This is a genomic window from Dietzia psychralcaliphila (genome assembly GCF_003096095.1).
Classification (GTDB): Bacteria; Actinomycetota; Actinomycetes; order Mycobacteriales; family Mycobacteriaceae; genus Dietzia; species Dietzia psychralcaliphila.
In genome coordinates this window covers 2,594,888-2,613,401 of the sequence record NZ_CP015453.1, presented here as the reverse complement: position 1 = coordinate 2,613,401, position 18,514 = coordinate 2,594,888, and the positions used below count along the sequence as shown (strand labels likewise).

General features: G+C 71.0%; 20 protein-coding genes and 1 tRNA gene. 15 read left to right on the top strand and 6 right to left on the bottom strand.

The genetic code is table 11. From position 1 onward, the window contains the following. Window positions 1–27: 27 nt before the first annotated feature. From A6048_RS11965 to A6048_RS11955, 3 genes are all read right to left on the bottom strand, one after another. Window positions 28–345 carry a hypothetical protein gene (locus tag A6048_RS11965; protein ID WP_235027461.1) on the bottom strand — a complete coding sequence of 106 codons (318 nt, stop codon included), beginning with the start codon at window positions 343–345 and terminating at the stop codon, window positions 28–30. Between the two features lie 315 nt (window positions 346–660). After that, window positions 661–1,053 carry an FmdB family zinc ribbon protein gene (locus tag A6048_RS11960; protein ID WP_107746475.1) on the bottom strand — a complete coding sequence of 131 codons (393 nt, stop codon included), beginning with the start codon at window positions 1,051–1,053 and terminating at the stop codon, window positions 661–663. Between the two features lie 59 nt (window positions 1,054–1,112). Continuing rightward, entirely contained in the window at window positions 1,113–1,676 is a 564-nt protein-coding gene (locus A6048_RS11955) for a 5-formyltetrahydrofolate cyclo-ligase (protein ID WP_107746477.1), read from the bottom strand. A 63-nt stretch (window positions 1,677–1,739) separates the two neighbouring features. Here A6048_RS11955 and A6048_RS11950 point away from each other — a divergent pair, with 63 nt between their 5' ends. The 4 genes from A6048_RS11950 to sepX all read left to right on the top strand — a co-directional run bounded on the left by A6048_RS11950 (window position 1,740) and on the right by sepX (window position 6,010). Continuing rightward, window positions 1,740–2,639 (top strand): UTP--glucose-1-phosphate uridylyltransferase, encoded by a 900-nt coding sequence (locus A6048_RS11950; RefSeq protein WP_107746668.1) that lies wholly within the window; start codon window positions 1,740–1,742, stop codon window positions 2,637–2,639. 130 nt (window positions 2,640–2,769) lie between these two features. Continuing rightward, the gene (gene glp, locus A6048_RS11945) at window positions 2,770–4,029 is read left to right on the top strand and encodes a molybdotransferase-like divisome protein Glp (RefSeq protein WP_107746478.1); all 1,260 of its coding nucleotides are present in this window, start codon (window positions 2,770–2,772) and stop codon (window positions 4,027–4,029) included. Between the two features lie 4 nt (window positions 4,030–4,033). Continuing rightward, window positions 4,034–4,693, top strand: coding sequence for a GNAT family N-acetyltransferase (locus tag A6048_RS11940; RefSeq protein ID WP_107746479.1), 660 nt, complete (start codon window positions 4,034–4,036; stop codon window positions 4,691–4,693). Window positions 4,694–4,813: 120 nt separating this feature from the next. Continuing rightward, on the top strand, window positions 4,814–6,010 hold the full coding sequence (sepX, locus tag A6048_RS11935) for a divisome protein SepX/GlpR (protein ID WP_107746480.1): 1,197 nt from the start codon (window positions 4,814–4,816) through the stop codon (window positions 6,008–6,010). A gap of 15 nt (window positions 6,011–6,025) precedes the next feature. On the opposite strand, the gene A6048_RS11930 is transcribed toward sepX, so the two are convergent. Next, window positions 6,026–7,744 (bottom strand): FAD-dependent oxidoreductase, encoded by a 1,719-nt coding sequence (locus A6048_RS11930; RefSeq protein WP_107746481.1) that lies wholly within the window; start codon window positions 7,742–7,744, stop codon window positions 6,026–6,028. 67 nt (window positions 7,745–7,811) lie between these two features. Between A6048_RS11930 and A6048_RS11925 the strand changes: the two genes are divergently transcribed. From A6048_RS11925 to A6048_RS11880, 10 genes are all read left to right on the top strand, one after another. Next, window positions 7,812–8,369, top strand: a complete 558-nt coding sequence (locus A6048_RS11925; RefSeq protein ID WP_107746482.1) for a helix-turn-helix domain-containing protein — start codon at window positions 7,812–7,814, stop codon at window positions 8,367–8,369. Between the two features lie 119 nt (window positions 8,370–8,488). Then, window positions 8,489–8,561, top strand: a tRNA-Ala gene (locus A6048_RS11920). Between the two features lie 71 nt (window positions 8,562–8,632). After that, entirely contained in the window at window positions 8,633–8,995 is a 363-nt protein-coding gene (locus A6048_RS11915; protein WP_107746669.1) for a DMT family transporter, read from the top strand. Continuing rightward, the gene (locus tag A6048_RS11910) at window positions 8,995–9,312 is read left to right on the top strand and encodes a DMT family transporter (protein WP_107746483.1); all 318 of its coding nucleotides are present in this window, start codon (window positions 8,995–8,997) and stop codon (window positions 9,310–9,312) included. The genes A6048_RS11915 and A6048_RS11910 overlap by 1 nt, the downstream gene beginning before the upstream one ends. A gap of 79 nt (window positions 9,313–9,391) precedes the next feature. Continuing rightward, window positions 9,392–10,918 carry an MFS transporter gene (locus tag A6048_RS11905; protein ID WP_107746484.1) on the top strand — a complete coding sequence of 509 codons (1,527 nt, stop codon included), beginning with the start codon at window positions 9,392–9,394 and terminating at the stop codon, window positions 10,916–10,918. 28 nt (window positions 10,919–10,946) lie between these two features. Then, the gene (locus A6048_RS11900) at window positions 10,947–11,282 is read left to right on the top strand and encodes an Rdx family protein (protein WP_107746485.1); all 336 of its coding nucleotides are present in this window, start codon (window positions 10,947–10,949) and stop codon (window positions 11,280–11,282) included. A 120-nt stretch (window positions 11,283–11,402) separates the two neighbouring features. After that, window positions 11,403–11,807 carry a hypothetical protein gene (locus A6048_RS11895; RefSeq protein WP_107746486.1) on the top strand — a complete coding sequence of 135 codons (405 nt, stop codon included), beginning with the start codon at window positions 11,403–11,405 and terminating at the stop codon, window positions 11,805–11,807. 144 nt (window positions 11,808–11,951) lie between these two features. Then, entirely contained in the window at window positions 11,952–13,163 is a 1,212-nt protein-coding gene (locus A6048_RS11890) for an NADH:flavin oxidoreductase (RefSeq protein WP_107746487.1), read from the top strand. Window positions 13,164–13,261: 98 nt separating this feature from the next. Next, window positions 13,262–14,125 (top strand): SDR family oxidoreductase, encoded by an 864-nt coding sequence (locus A6048_RS11885; RefSeq protein WP_107746488.1) that lies wholly within the window; start codon window positions 13,262–13,264, stop codon window positions 14,123–14,125. Between the two features lie 5 nt (window positions 14,126–14,130). Beyond that, window positions 14,131–14,529 carry a DoxX family protein gene (locus A6048_RS11880; RefSeq protein WP_107746489.1) on the top strand — a complete coding sequence of 133 codons (399 nt, stop codon included), beginning with the start codon at window positions 14,131–14,133 and terminating at the stop codon, window positions 14,527–14,529. Window positions 14,530–14,672: 143 nt separating this feature from the next. Here the strand turns inward: A6048_RS11880 and A6048_RS11875 are convergent, their stop codons facing one another. Further along, window positions 14,673–16,184, bottom strand: a complete 1,512-nt coding sequence (locus tag A6048_RS11875; protein ID WP_107746490.1) for a dolichyl-phosphate-mannose--protein mannosyltransferase — start codon at window positions 16,182–16,184, stop codon at window positions 14,673–14,675. 129 nt (window positions 16,185–16,313) lie between these two features. On the opposite strand from A6048_RS11875, the gene rsmI reads away from it, so the two are divergent. Then, on the top strand, window positions 16,314–17,210 hold the full coding sequence (gene rsmI, locus A6048_RS11870) for a 16S rRNA (cytidine(1402)-2'-O)-methyltransferase (protein ID WP_107746491.1): 897 nt from the start codon (window positions 16,314–16,316) through the stop codon (window positions 17,208–17,210). 5 nt (window positions 17,211–17,215) lie between these two features. On the opposite strand, the gene A6048_RS11865 is transcribed toward rsmI, so the two are convergent. Beyond that, complete coding sequence (locus A6048_RS11865; protein ID WP_107746492.1) at window positions 17,216–18,469, bottom strand: aminodeoxychorismate synthase component I; 1,254 nt, start codon at window positions 18,467–18,469, stop codon at window positions 17,216–17,218. Between the last annotated feature and the right edge of the window lie 45 nt (window positions 18,470–18,514).

Sequence of the window (18,514 nt, the reverse complement as noted above, 5' to 3'; positions counted from 1 at the left end):
ACCCGCCGCTCTGCCTCTCAACCCCCATCACCCGTGCACCAGCACCGCCAGCGGTGTCCCGGCCGCGGTCGAGGCCAACCGGGCGGCGTCCGATTCGGGGACCTCCACGAGGATCGACCGACTCCCGGACCGTCCGGTCGGGGTGTCCCTGACGCGCGCCGCGCGGGCCACCACCGCGGGCCCGGCGGGCGAATCCGGTTCCGCCGTGCCGACCAGATCCACGAGATCGCCGGGTTTCAGGAGATCGGCGACGGCCGGGTCCGCCAGCGGGACCGGGACGACCCGCACGTTCCCGTGGTCGGGCCTGAGGTCGGGTAAGTGACGCGCGTCGGCGGGCGGTGGCACTGGCATCTCATCGTGGTCCGGGCGGCCGACGATAGGCGCTGCCAATACCAACGCGGCGGCTACGGCGATCCGTGCGGTGCGTCGGCGTCGCCATCGTCGCGGGGCCGTCGGAGACGTGAGGAGTCGGCGCATAGGGGTCCCCCGTCGGTCGGCACGCTGCCGGTGAGCGTGGTGTCGGTGAGACCGTATCGGCGCGCCGGGCGTGGGCCGCGCCGCGCGAGGGGGGCGGGGAGGGCGCCTGTGGAGGCGCGGAACCCTGTGGAAGGGGAAGGGGCCGGAGAACCGGTACAACGACGAGCTGGACTATGAACCCGTCTACGAGCCCGAGCCGGATGAACTCTTCGACGAGCCCGAGCCCGAGCCCGAGCCCGAACCCGACGAGCTTGAACCTGAACCCGACGAACCTGAACCTGAACCCGAGCCGGAGGATCCCGAGCTGGAGGAGCTGGAGCTGGAGCTGGAGGAGCCGGAGTCGGACGTGCCGGAACCCGACTTACCGCCGCCGCCCCCGGTGGTCGAACCCGAGCCGGCGGCGCGGCTGTCGGTGCGGTAGAAGCCGGAGCCCTTGAAGACCACACCGACCGTGTTGAACAGCTTGCGCAGACCACCGTCGCACTGCGGGCAGACCGTGAGCGAGTCCTCGGTGAAGGACTGCTGGATGTCGAAGGCGACGTCGCAGTCGCGGCACCGGTACGAATAGGTGGGCATCTGGCCTCCGGGGCAGAGTCGGATATCGACTGGCACTCTACCTTCCCGAGTGCCAGGTATTAAAAGTCGAGCACTCCATGAGGGGTGACGACCCCGTTCACGGGCCGGTCGTGCGGCTCGGCGGGAAGGTGGTCGAACACGTCCTCCGGGTCCAGGACCGCCAGCAACCGGGTGTGCGGCCGGGCCAGAGCGAGCGACCTGTCGTAGTACCCGCCCCCGCGGCCGAGCCTGGTGCCGGAGCGGTCGACGGCCACCGAGGGCACCAGCACGAGATCGGCGTCGGAGATCCGGTCCGGTCCCGCCGGGGGCGCAGACGGTACGGGGATGCCGAACCGGCCCGGCCGCAGGTCCGCCGGCCCGGCGTACTCCGCCCAGCCGAGCGGGCCGACGGCGGGGGAGACCGGCAGGAGCACCCGGGCCCCCGCCAGGGTGAGCGCCTCGGGCAGTTCCGGTCCGCCGGCCTCGTCGTCGTCGGGAACGAACGCGCAGACCACCATCCCCTCCGTCACCAGGGCGGCGAGGCGCTCGCGTATCGCCTGATCCCGCCCGGCGCGCACCGTCGCGGGGACCGCGGCGCGACGCAGCCGCACCGCGCGGCGTACCGCGGACTTGTCCTGATCCATCACCCCAGTGTGCCGTCAGTGGTGCGGAGGTCGCGGCCCGGTCCGCCGTCTATGGTGTACGGCATGACGTCCCACGCCTCGCCCGATCCGCAGTTCCGGACCGCGGTCGTCCCGGCCGCCGGCCTCGGGACCCGGTTCCTGCCCGCCACCAAGACCGTCCCCAAGGAGCTGCTCCCCGTGGTGGACACCCCGGGGATCGAGCTCATCGCGGAGGAGGCGACCGAGGCGGGTGCGGGTCGGTTGGCGATCGTGACGTCCGAGCGCAAGGTCGGCGTGATGGCGCACTTCTCCGACGACCAGGTTCTCGAGGACACGCTGGAGGATCGCGGCAAGGATGTCCTGTTGCACAAGGTCAGGCGCGCCCCCGGCCTCATCGAGGTGGTCAACGTGCGCCAGGAGGAGCCGCTGGGTCTGGGGCACGCCGTGGCGCAGGTCGAGTCGGTACTGGGAGCGGACGAGCAGGCCGTGGCCGTCCTCCTGCCGGACGATCTGGTGCTGCCGTTCGGGATCCTGGGTCGGATGTCAGCGGTCCGCGCTGCGCGGGGCGGAAGTGTCCTGTGCGCGTTCGAGGTGAGCCCGGAGGAGGTCTCCTCCTACGGGGTGTTCGAGGTCTCCGACACCGACGACCCGGCCGTGAAGAAGGTGCTCGGCATGGTCGAGAAGCCCGCCGCCGAGGACGCGCCGTCGAACCTCGCGGCGGCCGGACGCTACGTGCTCGACCGCGCCGTCTTCGACGCCCTCCGGCGCATCGAGCCGGGCGCCGGCGGAGAACTGCAGCTCACCGACGCGATCGACCTGCTGATCCGCGAGGGACACCCGGTGCACGTGGTGGTGCACGACGGCACCCGGCACGATCTGGGCAATCCCGGCGGGTACATCAAGGCCTGCGTGGACTTCGCCCTGGACAACCCGGCGTACGCCGACGAGCTCCGGGAGTGGCTGGAAGGCCGGCTCGGCTCCTGACGGCGGCGCCGCCGCGGAATGACACCTCCCGGCCGCTACCCTCTCCCACAGGGACCCGGTGGTCGGCCCGCCCGCTGTGGCGGGGGACCGCCGCACGGTCAGCGACATTCGTACGGGAAGGGGACACCTGGTGCGCTCCGTCGAGGAACAGCTCGCACTGGTGACGGCGGCCGCGGTCGCCCCGCGACCGGTACGCGTGTCGATCTCCGAGGCGCAGGGCCTGTTGTGCGCCGAGGAGGTGGTGGCCGAGCGCCCGCTGCCCTCGTTCGACCAGTCCGCCATCGACGGTTACGCGGTACGCAGCGTCGACATCCGGGTCGGTGGCCCGGCAGATGACTCCGCGGACGCGCCCGGAGGGCCTGCCGGACTGCCCGTCGTGGGGCGGATCACCGCGGGATCCCGTCAGCCGACCCGACTCCAACCAGGCCAGGTCGTCCGCGTGGACACGGGAGCACCCCTGCCGACCCTGGCCGACGCGGTCCTCCCGGTCGGCTGGGCCGTCGCCGAGGGCCAGCGCATCACCCCGACCCGCACCGTGAGCAGCGGCGACTACGTCCGCCGCGTGGGCGACGACGTACAACCGGGCGACGTCGCGGTGCGCGCCGGGAGCATCATCGGCCCGGCCCAGGTGGGTCTACTCGCCTCGGTGGGGCGAGCCAAGGTCCTGGTGCACCCCAAGCCGCGGATGTCCGTGATCTCGGTGGGCGACGAACTCCTCGACGTCGACGGCAATCCCGGTACCGGCCAGGTCTACGACGTCAACTCCTACGCGCTCACGGCGGCCGGCCGCGACGCCGGCGCGGACGTGCACCGGGTGGGCATCGCCAGCACCGAGCCGTCGAGGCTCCGCGAGGTACTCGAGGGGCAGCTGGTCCGGAGCGAACTCGTGGTGGTCTCCGGCGCCGCCGGCGGTGAGGCCACCACGCGGATCCGCCAGGTCATGGAGGAGCTCGGACAGATCGAGGTCAACCGCGTGGCCATGCACCCCGGATCGGTGCAGGGTTTCGGGCGGCTGGGTCGCGACGAGGTCCCCACCTTTCTGCTTCCGTCCAATCCGGTGAGCGCGCTCGTGGTCTTCGAGATCATGGTCCGGCCACTGATCCGCATCGCGCTGGGCAAACGCCAGCCCATGCGCCGGACGGTCCGCGCCCGCACCGTGGCCCCCATCTCCTCCGTGGAGGGCAGGCGCGGCTACCTGCGCGGGCAGCTCATGCGGGACACCGACACCGGTGAATACCTGGTGCGGGCCCTCGGCGGCGCGCAGGGCTCCTCCACGCATCTGCTCGCCTCGCTCGCGGAGGCGAACTGCCTCGTGGTGATCGACCCCGACGTCTCCGCCGTCCGGGCGGGCGACGAGGTCGACGTGATGTTCCTAGCCCAGCGCGGCTGAGCCGATGTGGAACGTCCTCGGGACCGATGCCGTGGCCAACCCGGGGTGGCCGATCGAGGCGGGCCCGCTCCGCGTGCGCGCCGGCGTGGTGACCCTCCGACCGGTGCAGCGGCGCGACGGCCGTGACTGGTCCGCACTGAGACTCGGCGAGCGCGACCACCTCGAACCGTGGGAGCCGACCGTCGACGGGCAGTGGCGGGACAACAACACCGCACGCGCCTGGCCTCCGATCCACTCCCAGCTCAGGCGCTACGCCCGCGCCGGGGCGTCGCTCCCGGCCGCCATCGAGGTGGACGGCCGGTTCTGCGGGCAGCTGACCGTCGGTGGGATAGTGCGCGGCGCCCTGCACTCGGGGTGGATCGGCTACTGGGTGGGCCGCCCCTTCGGTGGGGGCGGGGTGGCCACCGCGGCACTCGCACTGGGGCTGGATCATGCCCTGGGGCCGGGGGCCCTGCACCGGATCGACGCGACCGTCCGGCCGGAGAACACGGCCAGCCGGGTGGTGCTCGAGCGGTGCGGTTTCCGCGAGGAGGGGCTGCTGCAGCGCTACCTCCACGTGGACGGGGCGTGGCGCGATCACCTGCTGGTCGCACGTACCCGTGATGAGCATGGCAGGGGAGCCGCAGCGGCTCTGGTGGCCTCGGGTTTCGCCCGACGCGTCTGAGGATGTCCTGAGCATCGTGACCAGCGGCGCGCCGCCACGGGGCGGGGCCCGGCCGCCGTTACGGTTGGGACCTCACCACGACGCCGAGTGTCGGGGTAGACGCTCGAGGAGGCCTGATCGATGTCCAGCTCGCTGCTGATCATCCTGCTGGTGGTGGTCTGGCTGTTCGTCCTCGCGCCGATGCTCATCCGCTCGCGCAACCCCATCCGCCGGACCGGTGACGCACTGGCCCAGACCCGCACCCTGTACTCCGGGGGATCCGGTCGCCTCGTGCCCAGTCGAGGGCGCGCGTCCGGCGACCCGGTCCGGGTCGAGTCCGATGAGTCGCTCTTCGGGCTGCCCTCCGGCGCGGGAGCCACCGACGCCGAACTGTTGGACACCGACACGTGGGAGCACCTGCTGGAGCAGACCCTGCGCCGGGAGGCCGCCGGAAGGCGCGGGGACGCCGTGCGCCGGGTCATGGAGGAGCGTCAGCACTCGGAGTTCGGCCACGCCGGGTCCGGAGACGACGCCGCTGCCGAGGAGGTCACCACCGAGATCCCGGCGGTCGTCGTGGCCGCCGACGCCGTTGCGGCCACGTCGGTCGGGGCCGCCACCGGGACCGACTCGTCGGCCGTCGCCGCGGGCGTCGGATCGGTGGAGGAGAGCCGACGGCCGAACGTCGTCGACGGCGAGCTGGTCGAGACCCCCGAGGGGGACCGGACCTCCGCTCGAGCCGGCCACGCCGAGGACGCGGCGGGGATCGACGCCGAGGCCGTGCTCGTCCACCGCGGCCGTCGGCGCCCCGCCGAGCCCGAGGTGGAGCTCACCGATGCGGACCTGGACTTCGCCGAGCGCAGGCGTGGCCGCGGGGCGTACGACCCCATGGCCGACCGTCAGGCCGCCGAGCAGCGCGCCCACGCGCGTCAGCGGACCGCGCTCATCCTGGTGGCGCTGGCCGTGGTGGCGGTCGTCGCCGCGTTGCTGACCGTTCCCGCGGTCTGGTGGTTCGCCGGAGGGGCGGTACTGCTGCTCTCCTCCTACCTGACCTACCTGCGCCGCCAGGTGCGACTCGAGGAGAGCCTGCGTCGCCGCCGCGTCGAGCGGATGCGTCGCGCCCGGCTCGGCGTGGAGTCTCGCGAGGACGACGAGCTTTCCGTGGTGCCGCCCCGGCTACGCCGACCCGGCGCGGTGGTGCTGGAGGTCGACGACGAGGACCCGGCCTTCGACATGCTGGACAGCTTCGACCGCGAGCAGGACTCCGACCCCGGTCGACACCAGCACGGTGCCGGCCGGCGCACAGCCCACCGCGAGCCGCTGAGGCGCGCGGTCGGCTGACCCGTCACCCGGTGATCAGGACCGTCGCCGGTACAGGACGACTCCGTCCTTGAGCGTGGCCGTCTGACGCCCGTCCGGCCCGACCGCCTCCCGTGGGCGGATCTCCGCGAGGACGAGTTCCCACACCGACGGGTCCAGGGCGAGTTCGGCGGCCTCCTCGGTGGGCGTCGGCAGGTCGAGGTGGCCCGGGCGCTCGCCGTGCTCTGGATTATCGTCGTGCACCTGTTGATCCTCGGGGTCCGGGCGGTGCGCCCACGGCGGGACGTCCGCCTCGCTCTCGAACACGTGGGATACCAGCAACAGGTGGCCGCCCGGCCGGATCCACTCGGCCGCACCGCGCAGGACCTCTGTCCGGGGCAGGTCGACGGGGGAGTGGAAGAAGCTGGCCGCGACCAGGTCGAAGCGCCGCTCGGTGGACCACGTGGTGAGGTCGTGGGCCACCCAGTCGATTCGGTCGGCCACACCTCGGGCGGCCGCCGCCTCCGCTCCCCGGGAGACCGCGGTGGGGGACAGATCCACCGCGGTGACGTCCCACCCCTGCTCGGCCAACCAGAGCGCATCCCCACCCTCACCACAACCCAGGTCGAGGGCGGCACCCACGGGGAGGTTCGCGACCACCGAGGCCGTGGTGGCGTTGACGGCTCCCGACCACTGGTGCCCGTTGTCCGAGTAGGCCCCCTCCCAGTACTCGGCGGGTGTGCCGGTCGAGTCGGGCGCACCGCTCGAGACCGATGAGCCGGACGAGGGTGGTGCAGCGACCGCACGGTCGAAGTCCTCGTTCACCAGCATCATGTTGACCATCCCCCCGGCCATCGACCCCGCGGCCATGGAGAGGGGAACGGTCGCGCCCGGGTTGGCCACGTTGCCCACCGCCCAGATGCGGGGGTGGCCGGTCGCGCCGAACTGATCCACTGCCAGAGCCGTGCCCATCGGGGTGGTGGACCGCTCCAGGTGGAGGCCGTCGAGGAACTGATCGTGGGGCCGCGCGGTGGGGGCGGCGAAGATCGCATCGAGCGCGATCTCCCGGCCGTCCTCGAGACGGACGCCGCTCAGGCGGCCGTGCTCGGACAGGACCCGCACGACGGGGGTCTCCTCGATCGTGACGTCGCGGGCGCCGAGGCGGGCGGCGACCTCGGCGTCGAGCTCGGTACCGGTTTCGCGCATGCCGGCGGTGAAGAACACCAGGTCATCGGACCACTGCCGCACGAGCTGCGCCTGGTGGGCCGACATCGCGCAGGTGCCCAGCACCGCGATCCTGCGGCCGCGCACCTCCCACCCATGGCAGTAGGGGCAGTGGAGCACGCTCGTGCCCCAGAACTCCCGCAGGCCGGGGACGTCCGGCAACTCGTCGGTCTGTCCGGACGCGACGACCAGGGCGCGTGCGGTCGCGGGCGCCGCATCGGCGAACTCCACGGTCAGGCCGGCCCCGGCCTCGTCGTTCCCCGTGTCGTCGACCCCGCTGTCACGGACCACGGTCACGGACCCCGTCCGCACCGTCACGTCGTACTCCCGCAGCTCCTCGCGACCCCGGCGGAGCAGGTCGAGCGGGTCCATCCCCTCGTGGCCGAGGACGCCGTGCATGTGCGCGGCGAAGCGGTTGCGCGGCTCGCCCGCGTCCACCACCAGCACGCGGCGGCGTGCCCGGCCCAGCATCAGCGCCGCCGACAGGCCGGCGGCCCCTCCGCCGACCACGATGGCGTCCCAGTGTTCGTCTGACTCCCGTTTCGTGTTCATGGCAGTAGTTCACGCCTCGTGTGCGTAAACTGCAAGCAGGTTTGCACTATTGGCAAGGGGTTGGGCGATGTCCGGGGAACTGAAGCAGGTCGGGATGCGGTTGCGCGCGTACCGGCACAGCAAGGGGTGGACGCTGGACGAGCTGGCAGAGCGGGCGGGGATGTCGGCCAGCACGCTGTCCCGGCTCGAGTCGGGCAAACGTCAGGCCAGCCTCGAGCTGCTCCTGCCGCTCACGCGCCAACTGGGGATCAACCTCGACGACCTGGTGGCCCCGGCGACGGTCGACCCCAGGGTGAGGCGTCCGGTGATCCACCGGGACGGCATGGTGATCGCGCCGCTGGCTCCCGAGGGGTCGTCGATCGGGACCTACAAGATCACCTACCCGCCCGCGAGCACGGCGCCCGAGCCCCGGGTCCACGACGGCTACGAATGGCTCTACGTGCTCTCCGGGAAGCTGCGGCTGGTCCTGGGCGACCAGGAGCTGATCCTGACCCGCGGCGAGGCGGCCGAGTTCGACACCAGGGTCCCCCACAGCCTGTCTGCAGCCGGTGCGCGGCCCGCGCAGGTGATCAGCATCTTCAACGACGACGGGGTGCGGATGCACACGCACACGGCGAGCTCGTGAGGCCACCGGAGCTCCCGGTTTGGTCGCTCGCCCGGACGTGCTGGTAAGGTATCCCTCGCTGCTCGAGAGGGTGGCACCGCTTCCCGAAAGGGCGGCACCGTCGCCCGCGAGGGTGCCGGGGGGCTATAGCGCAGTTGGTAGCGCGTCTCGTTCGCATCGAGAAGGTCAGGGGTTCGATTCCCCTTAGCTCCACAATGTGATGTCCCGGACCATCTCCGCAGATGGCCCGGGACATCCGTCATTTGCTGGAGGAACCGCGACAGATGAAGACCGATGTGGGCGGCAAGTGGCTGTTCCTCGCCGCAGCGATCGCACTCGAGGTGGCGGGCTCGCTCTCGCTGAAGGGAGCGCTCACGACGCCCGCGCTGTACGCGATGGTGGCCGTCGGGTACGTGGGCGCGTTCGCCTTCCTCGCTCTGACCCTTCGGGCGGGCGTCCCGCTCGGGGTGGCGTACGGCATCTGGGGGGCATCCGGCGTCGCGCTGACCGCGGGCCTGTCGTCCCTGATCTACCACGAGCCGCTGACCCCGCTGATGGTCGCCGGCATCGCGGTGATCATCGCCGGGGTGTTGTGCGTCGAACTGGGATCCCAGCGCGCCCGGGCACGCGCTGAGGGGACCGGCTGATGGCCTGGGCCTACCTCGCCGTCGCGATCTGCTGTGAACTCGCCGCGACGCTCTCGCTCCGCATGGCCGTCGACAACGCGCGGTGGTACGCCGCCGTCGTCCCCGGCTACCTGGTGGCCTTCGTCTTCCTCTCTCTGGCCCTGGCCGAGGGGATGCCACTTGGGGTCGCCTACGGTATCTGGACTGCCGCCGGCGTGGCCCTGGCCGCGGTCCTGAGCAGGCTGCTCTTCCGCGAACCCCTCACGCCGTTGATGGGGGCCGGGATCGTGCTGATCGCCGGCGGGGTCCTGCTCGTGGAACTGGGCGCGGGCGCCTGAGGGCGACGCCCCCGATCATTTACACGAGGTTCACCAGCAGTGCGGTGACCCGGGTCGTGCATGAGTACCGTTCTGCACCATGGCGACACGCGCGAGTGAGGGCGACGGCGTTCCCGAGGTCCCGTCGACGGTGCAGCGATATATCGACGAGACCCCGCAGTGGCGCGACGGCACCCCGGCGGGTGCGGGCGGCATGACGAGCATGCAGAGCAGGATCTGGTGGCTCGCCTCCGCGGGCAAGTTCTTCGAGGGCCTGATCGTGTTCCTCATCGGTGTCGCCCTGCCGCTCATCACCGCCTACTGGTCCCTCTCGACGGTCGAGACCGGCCTCCTCACCGCGGCACCCCTCGCGGGCATCATGGTCGGCGCGACCGCGCTCGGCGGGCTGTCGGACCGGTTCGGTCGACGGCAGATGTTTCTCATCGAGATGGTGCTGTTCACCCTGTTCGTCCTGGGCGCGACGGTGGCGCCGGGATTCGTCGTCTTCCTGATCTGTCTACTCGGAATGGGCATCGCTCTCGGTTGCGACTACCCCACCGCGCACACGATGATCTCCGAGACACAGTCGACGGCGTCCCGGGGGCAAAAGGTCCTGTCGGCGTTCGCGTTCCAGGCGGTGGGCGCCGTGGCGGGCACGCTTGTCGGCGTCGCGATCCTCACCAACACCGACTCGCTCGATTCCTGGCGACTGATGTTCGGCGTCGTGGTGGTGCCGGCGGCACTCGTGGCCGTCGGCCGACTGTTCATCGTGCAGAGCCCGCACTGGCTCGCGAACGTCGGCCGGGTCGACGAGGCCCAGGTCGAACTCAAGAAGCTGCTCGACCGCACCCCCCGGTACCCCTCGGTGGTCTCGCTGGCAACGGAACGCAGCACGGAAGCGGCCGAGGGGCAGAAGCTTGGATCGCTGTTCCGCAGACCGTGGCGCAGATCGACGATCCTGGCGTCCGTTCCGTGGTTCCTGCAGGATCTCGGCACCTACGGAATCGGCATCTTCACGCCGACGATCATCGCGACCACTCTCGGGGATGTCGACCACAACGCCTCGTCGTCGTCGGCGATCATCCACAACGACCTGCTCGGCGCCGAGGGGGCCGCCTTCATCGACACCTTCCTCCTGGTCGGCATCGTGGTGGCCATCCTGCTCGTCAACCGACTGGGCCGCATGCGCTTGCAGATCATCGGGTTCGTCGGGTGCGCAGTCGGACTGGCGATCGCGGCGGCGTCGACGTACGCCACCGGGACGGTGCAGACCGTGCTCATCTTCGGCGGATTCATCCTGTTCCAGTTCATGACCAACCTCGGCCCCAACTCGATGACCTACGTCGTGGCCGGGGAGGTGTTCCCCACCTCTCTCCGCGGCATGGGGGCCGGCATGGCGGCCTCCTTCGCGAAGGTCGGCGCGGTGCTCACCTCGTTCCTGTTCCCGATTCTCCTCGTCTCGTGGGGCACCAGCACGGTGCTGGCGATTCTCGTGGGTACCTCACTGCTCGGCGCCGTCATCACCTGGACGTTCCGGATCGAGACCACCGGCAAGAGCGTCGAGGACATCGACTCGATGTTCGGCGACGAGCACCCGGGGCCACCCGAGCTCGCCGCGCGGAACTGACGAACTCGGCTGTGGCACTGTGGGCGATATGCCATCCCCTCGGATCGCCATCACCTTCTGCACGCAGTGCCGGTGGATGCTTCGGGCCCAGTGGTACGCGGGCGAGCTGCTCCAGACCTTCGAGGGTGAGATCGGAGAGGTCGCCCTGGTGCCGGCGACCGGCGGCACGTTCCGCATCGACGTCGACGACGAGCAGGTCTGGAATCGCAAGAGGGACGGCGGATTCCCCGAGATCACCGAGCTGAAGCGAGCCGTACGAGACCTCGTGGCACCGGGGAAGTCACTCGGCCACGCCGACCGGGTCGCGCCCGCCGACGATCAGCACGGATCCGCCCACACGGATCGGCGCCCGGGATCCGGATAGGGCCAGTTGGCCGTGGGCGCGTCCGGATTCCGCGCATTGTTCATCTTCAGGTAAGCGAACTCTGATGTGCTGGTCTGCAGGCGGCGACTGCCGCCCCCGAACGACTCCAGGGAGAGCGACATGTCCGGAAGGCTTCTCATCGTGTGCGGCGTCGCCGCCGTAACCCTCCTCGCGGGCGCCGGAACGGCGTCCGCGCAGCTCGGCTCAGTCACCGGCTCGCTGCCGGGATCCACCAGCGGTCCGGTCGGCTCGGCCGCCACCGCGGCCTGCAACGCCGGTAGCGTGGCCAACCTCGCCGGCGCGGGCCTCCCGACGAGCGTGGTCTGCGTGATCGCTCCGGCACTCGGCGAGTCGATCGACCACCTGCTCGCCGGGGACACCAACGGTTCGGTCTCCGCCCTCGTCGGTGGCGTTCCGGGCGTGGGGAGCGTACTGGAGAGGGTGGTCCCCACGGACTCGGCGGCAGACCTGGCGGATCAGGCGCTTTCGGGTATCGACTCCACATCGCTCAACCCCCAGGGCTGAGCAGGCCGAGCGGGCCGGGGAGGCCGACCCGCGGCGGGAGGCGGCCGGGCAGTGGCCGGGCAGTGGCCGGAGCTGCGTGCACTGAGTGCAAAAGTGCTGGCCAAAGTGCGTGAACAGCCGAATGGAACGCGTTATAGTTCGCGCATGACCCTCGCACCCGGTAGCCCTGTCCCCGACGTCTTCAGTCCGGCGAAGATCGGAAACGTGACGCTGCGCAACCGCATCGTCAAGGCGGCGACGTTCGAGGGCCGCTGCCCCGAGGGTCGGGTCACCGACGAGCTCATCGAGTTCCACGCCGAATACGCCCGCGGCGGCGTCGGCATGACGACCGTCGCCTACCTGGCCACCTCGCCGGAGGGCCGCACCGACCGGCACCAGTACCACTGGGGCATGGACGACGGAGGCATGCTGCGCAAGCTCACCGACACCGTGCACGCCGAGGGAGCGGCCGTCTCCGCGCAGGTCGGCCACGCGGGCGCCGTGGCCAACTCCACCTCCAACAAGATGCCGGCGATGGGGCCGTCCCGGATCCCGGCCCCCACGGGCATGTCGTTGACCAAGGCCTGCACCGAGGCGGACATCGACCGGATCGTGGAGGACCACGTCCGCGCAGCCCGCGGTGCGGCGGAGGCCGGGTTCGACGCCATCGAGGTGCACTTCGGGCACAACTACCTGGTGAGCGAGTTCCTCAGCCCCAAGCTCAACAAGCGCAAAGACGCCTACGGCGGGTCCCTCGAGAACCGCGCGCGGTTCGCCCGACGCATCGGCCGCGCCGTCCGCGACGCGATGGGCGACCGGATCGCGGTGACCATCAAGCTCAACATGGACGACGGCGTGCCCGGCGGCTTCTGGATCGACGAGGCCGTGCAGGTGGCCAGGTGGATCGAGGAGGACGGCTCGGCGGATGCTCTGGTGATGACCGTGGGCAGCTCACTGCTCAACCCGATCTACCTCTTCAAGGGCGACGCGCCGCTGCACGAGTTCGCCGCCACCCAGCCGCCGGTCATCAAGCTGGGTATGAAGGTCGTCGGCCCCAGGATGTTCAAGGAGTACCCCTACACGGACGCCTACATGCTCGACGACGCCCGTCAGATCCGCGAGGCCGTCAGCCTGCCGATGATGCTGCTCGGCGGGATAGTCGACCGTCCGTCGATCGACAAGGCGATGAGCGCCGGCTTCGAGTTCGTGGCCATGGGCCGGGGCCTGCTGCGCGAGCCGGACCTGCCCAACAAGCTGATGGCCGACGACCGTCGCCGTTCCCTGTGCGTGCACTGCAACCGCTGCATGGCCACGATCTACAGCGGGAGCCGCTGCGTCCTGCGCGACTACGTGCCGCCCATCCCGGCGCGCGGGTGACGCGGACCGGCGTCAGACCGCCTGCCTGACGCCGGCGGGCCGCTACGGTGGGACTCCGAGAGGCCCGCTCCTGACGACCCGGGCCGGAAGGGAACCACATGTCGAGGCGACGGATCACCGACTATCGCGGAAAGACCTGTGTGGTCACCGGCGCGGCCAGCGGGATCGGCCGCGCCGTGGCGATCCGGTTGGCGGGCGAGGGTGCCCGGCTGGTGCTGACGGACCGCGATGCCGCCGGGTTGGAGACCGCTGCGCAGGCCTGCCGGGACGAGGGCGCCGCGGTGCTGGTCTCCGAGGTCCTGAACATCACCGAGTACGAGGCGGTGCGGGAGTTCGGCGAGAGCGTGAGTGCCACGCACGGTGCCCCGCACGCGGTCTTCCACGTCGCGGGCAACTCGGCCTGGGGCCGGCCTGACCTGCTCGAACACCGCGTGTGGCGGTCCATGGTCGAGGTCAACCTCATGGGCACCATCCACGTGATCGAGGCGTTCATCCCGGCGATGATGGCCGCCAGGCGGCCCGCGGCGTTGGTCATGGTCTCGTCCGCCGCCGGTCTGCTGGGTCTGCCGTGGCACGCCGCCTACAGCGCCGCCAAGTTCGGCATACGTGGCATCGCCGAGGTGCTGCGGTTCGATCTGGCGCCGTACGGGATCGGTGTGCACCTGGTCTGCCCGGGAGGCGTGGACACCCCGTTGGTGGAGACCGTCGAGATCGCGGGCGTGGACCGCTCGGACCCCGAGGTGGCCAAGACCGTGGACCAGTTCCGGCGCCACGCCGTCACCCCGGAGGTCGCGGCCGAGAAGACGCTCGAGGGCGTGCGTAAGGGCCGCTACATCGTCTACACCTCGCCGGACATCCGACTGGGCTTCGCCGCCCAGAAATTCGCCCCGCCCCTCTACATGCTCGCGATGAAGTTCCTGAGCCGTCGCATCAACAAGGCCGGCGAGGGAATCCTCCCGTGAGGGGGATGGACACCCTCAACGACGCCGCCATCCTGCTGGCCCGGATCGGGCTCGGGGCGGTGTTCGTGGCCCACGGGTGGCAGAAGTTCTTCACGCTGGGACTGGGCCGGGTGGGGGAGCAGTTCGCCGGCTACGGCATCCCGCAGCCCGAGGTCACCGCCGCGATCGTCGCGGGGGTCGAGCTGATCGCCGGGATCGCGCTCATCGCGGGCATCCTCACGCCCTTGGCCGGGATCCTGCTGGCCGTGGACATGGCGGGCGCTCTGTATTTCGTCCACGCCACCAACGGTCCCTTCGTCACCCAGAACGGTTGGGAGCTCGTGGTGGCGCTGGGGGTGGGCGTGTTACTCGTCGCCGCGGTCGGGGCGGGCCGGTTCAGCATCGACAGGGCGCTGGGAGGGTGATCGCGCCAGGGCCCACCGGATCCGCCTCTCTGGTGGAGTCACTGCCTGCAATGTTTCCGCAGGTCGATCGTGCCATGCGGCTGACGGAGTGACTCCACGTCAGGGGGTGCCGCTGTGCCCGGGAGGGTCGACGGCGGGGAGGCTCAGCGCCAGGACGGCAGCCAGAGTTGCTCGTTCCACTCCGTCGGGGTGATCGGCATCCCCGACAGGATGGGCAGCATGTAGATGAAGTTGGCCACCACCAGTGCCAGGTAGAGACACACGATCCCCAGGCCGGTGGTTCGTCGCTGTGGGGAGTCGGTGGACTTGCCGGCGATCTCGCCCAGGACCAGCGCCACCATCATCACGAAGAACGGCACCATCACCGAGGCGTAGAAGAAATACATCTGGCGGTCGTGCTGGAAGAACCACGGCAGGTAGCCCGCCATGTAGCCGACGAGCGGGAACGCGTACCGGCCGTCGCGGCAGATCACCGCGCGCCAGAACGCCCAGCCGAGCACCGGGACCGCGAGCCACCAGATCGCGGGAGTCCCCAGGAGCATGATGGCGCGGACGCACGAGTCCTGGCCGCAGCCGGTCACGTCCTCGCCCTGCTCGACGTAGTAGAGCATCGGCCGCAGACTCATCGGCCAGGTCCACGGTTTGGACTCCCACGGGTGTCGGTTGCCCGCCGAGGTGGTGAGCGAGGAGTGGAAGTCCAGCACGGACGACTGGTAGTAGAGCCACGACTGGAGAGAATCGGGAAGCCAGTTGTCGTCGACCTTGGAACCCACCGCGTGCCGGTACACCGAGTTCTCGCCGGCGAACCACGGCAGCCAGGTGAACATGTGGATCAGCGCGGGCCAGATGACCAGCGTGATGAAGGCCGGGACGGAATCCCGGATCAACGCGCCCGCCAGGGGCCGCCGCACCCCGTAGCGACTGCGCAACGCCCAGTCCCAGGCCACGGTCATGAGGCCGAAGAAGGCGATGAAGTACAGGCCGGACCACTTGACACCCAGGGCCAGCCCGAGCATGACGCCGGCGGTGAACCGCCACCAGCGGAAGCCGAGGCGCGGCCCGAAATCCGACAGGTGGAGCCGGCCGGCGAGCGCGGCGCGGTGCATTCGGCCGCGCATCTGGTCGCGGTCGACGAGCAGGGCGCCGGCGGCGGCGGTGACGAACAGGACCTGGTAGATGTCCAGCATGCCGATGCGTGAGGTCACGAAGGTGACCCCGTCCAGGCACAGCAGGAGGCCCGCGATCAGACCGAGCTGGGTGGACCGGGTCAGCCGCCTGGTGATCCGCATGACCATGAGCACCACGAGCACGCCACAGATCGCCGCGGTGAACCGCCAGCCCAGTGGCGTGTAGCCGAAGAGAAGCCCGCCGAGCGACTCGATCTGTTTGGCGACGGGCGGGTGGACCACCAGACCGTAGGCCGGGTTCTCCTCGATTCCCAGCTGGGCGATGCTGAACGACTGGGGGGCGTAGTGCTTCTCGTCGAAGACCGGTGTGCCCTTGTCCGTGGCAGAGGTCAGACCCCAGAAGCGTGAGACGAAGGCCAGGACCAGGATGACGCCGGTGACGATCCAGTCCCGGGTGGTGTCGACCGGCCCGGTGTCCGGTTCCGGAAGCGGGCGGCCCGGGGAGCGCACGCTTGGGGTCGAGGTCACACCGCGAGCATAATGGGGGCCTGCCGGGCGCCGGGGACACGGGCGTCGGGGATCCGGGCACGCGGGGACACGGGCGGGCGAGGGCACGGGCGAGGTGAGACCACGGCGACCGGGGATAGGGTGGAGCGCATGACGTCCGGACGTGTCGTGTTGGCCGCCACCCCCATCGGGAACCCGGGCGACGCCTCCACCCGACTCCGGGATCTTCTGGCCACCGCCGACGTGGTGGCCGCGGAGGACACCCGGCGCCTGCGTGGGCTCGCGACCGCGCTCGGGATCACGATCCCGGGCCGGGTCATGAGCTTCTACGAGCACAACGAGGCCGGCCGCGTGCCGCAGCTCCTGGACCTGGTCCGCGCCGGTGACGTGGTGGCCGTGGTGACCGACGCCGGGATGCCCGCGGTGTCGGATCCGGGGTACTCGCTGGTGATCGCGTGCATCGAGGCCGGACTCGCGGTGACCTGTCTACCCGGCCCGTCGGCGGTGACCACGGCGTTGGTTCTGAGCGGGTTGCCGGTGGACCGGTTCTGCTTCGACGGTTTCCCGCCGCGCCGCGCGGGCCGCCGCCGGACCTGGCTGGCGCGCCTGGCCGCCGAGGAGCGCACGTGCGTGTTCTTCGAGTCGCCGCACCGGCTCGCCGACACGCTCTCCGACGCCGCCGCGGTGTTGGGTGCCGACCGACGCGCGGCCGTGTGTCGCGAGCTCACCAAGACCTACGAGGAGGTCCTGCGGGGCACCCTCGGCGAGCTGGCGGAACGGACGGCCGGCGGGGTGCTCGGGGAGATCGTGGTGGTGATCGAGGGGGCGGACTCCGCCGACTCCTCCGCCACTACGGAGGACCTGGTCGAGATCGTCGAGGAACGGGTCGAGGCCGGCGAGCGGCTCAAGGACGCGTGCGCGGCGGTCGCCGAGGGGTCGTCGATGACCAAGCGGGACCTCTACCAGGCGGTGATCGACGCGCGCACGGCCGACGAGACGGCCGACGAGACGGCCGACGAGACGGCTGAGGACACCGCTGACGAGTAGTCCCGTCAGCCCGGCCCCCACGGCGCCGGTCCGCCACCCCAGGTGAAGGCGGCCTTGTGCACGCACTCGTCCCACTCGGCGTCGGGGTCGGAGTCGATGGTGATGCCGCCGCCCACGCCCAGCTCCACCCGGCCGTCGTGGGTGGCCTCCAGGGTGCGGATGGCCACGGCGAGCTCGAGGTCCCGTCCCAGGGCGAAGCCGTACGCCCCGCAGTGCAGACCCCGCGAGACCGGTACCCACCCGGCGATGAGCTCCCGGGCCCGGGACTTGGGGGTCCCGGTCACCGAGGCGGGCGGGAAGGTGGCCTCCACCAGTGCGGTGTTGTCCGCGGTCGTGCGGGCGGTGACGGTGGAGACCAGGTGGTGCACGCCCGGTGCCGGGCGGATGGCGAGCAGGTCCGTCACGGTCACCGACCCGACGTCGGCCACGCGTCCGAGGTCGTTGCGGACCAGGTCGACGATCATGATGTTCTCCGCGATGTCCTTGGCGGACTGCAACAGCAGAGCCGGGTCCCGGTCCGCCGAGAGTGTGCCCTTGATGGGGCTGGACCGGACCACCTGGCCGCGGCGCACCAGGTACTCCTCCGGCGAGAAGCCGAGCACGGCCCCCCACGGGCCCTCGAGGTAGGCGGAGCGGGCGGCGGGGGCGTGGCCGGTGATCGCGAGGAAAGTCTCGAGCGGGTCCGCGCGGAGCGTGCCGTGCAGCCTCGTGCTCAGACAGGCCTGGTAGACCTCGCCGGCGCGGATCGCCTCGAGACAATCCGAGACGGCCGCGCGGTGCGCGGCGCGGTCCGGGGCAGCCCAGTCCGGGAGACGGCCGGCCTCCCTGTCGGTGTTGTCGTTGCCGTCGTTGCCGTCGTGGTCGTCGTTGTTGTGTCCGGCGGCGGCGCGGTCGTGTCGGCGGCCGCGACCGTGGTCGCGCACCACCTGCTCCGGGTCGGGGGCGTCGCCGTGGCGTGACCACCGGCCGTCGGCCTCGAGTGTGAGCCACCCGGAGGCCTCGCCGCGCACCGCGGCCGGGAGCGGGGGAGCGGCGCCGGGCACGGTGTCGGGGAAGGACCGGTAGACGACGACGAGGTGGTCGCTCTCCGCGAACGCCGCCTCCTGCGCCACGGGCCGGAGGTCGACCGACGGGACCACCACGGCACGACGGTCCCGCCAGTCGCCGAGGAAGGCGGCCGGGGGCGCGAGTCCCAGTGACCGCGCCCGGTCGCGCAACGCGCGCAGCAGTTCCGGGACGGCTATCAGACGGTCGGGCACCCGTTCATGCTTACACGCACCTGTGCCGGTGAAGAACTTATTATC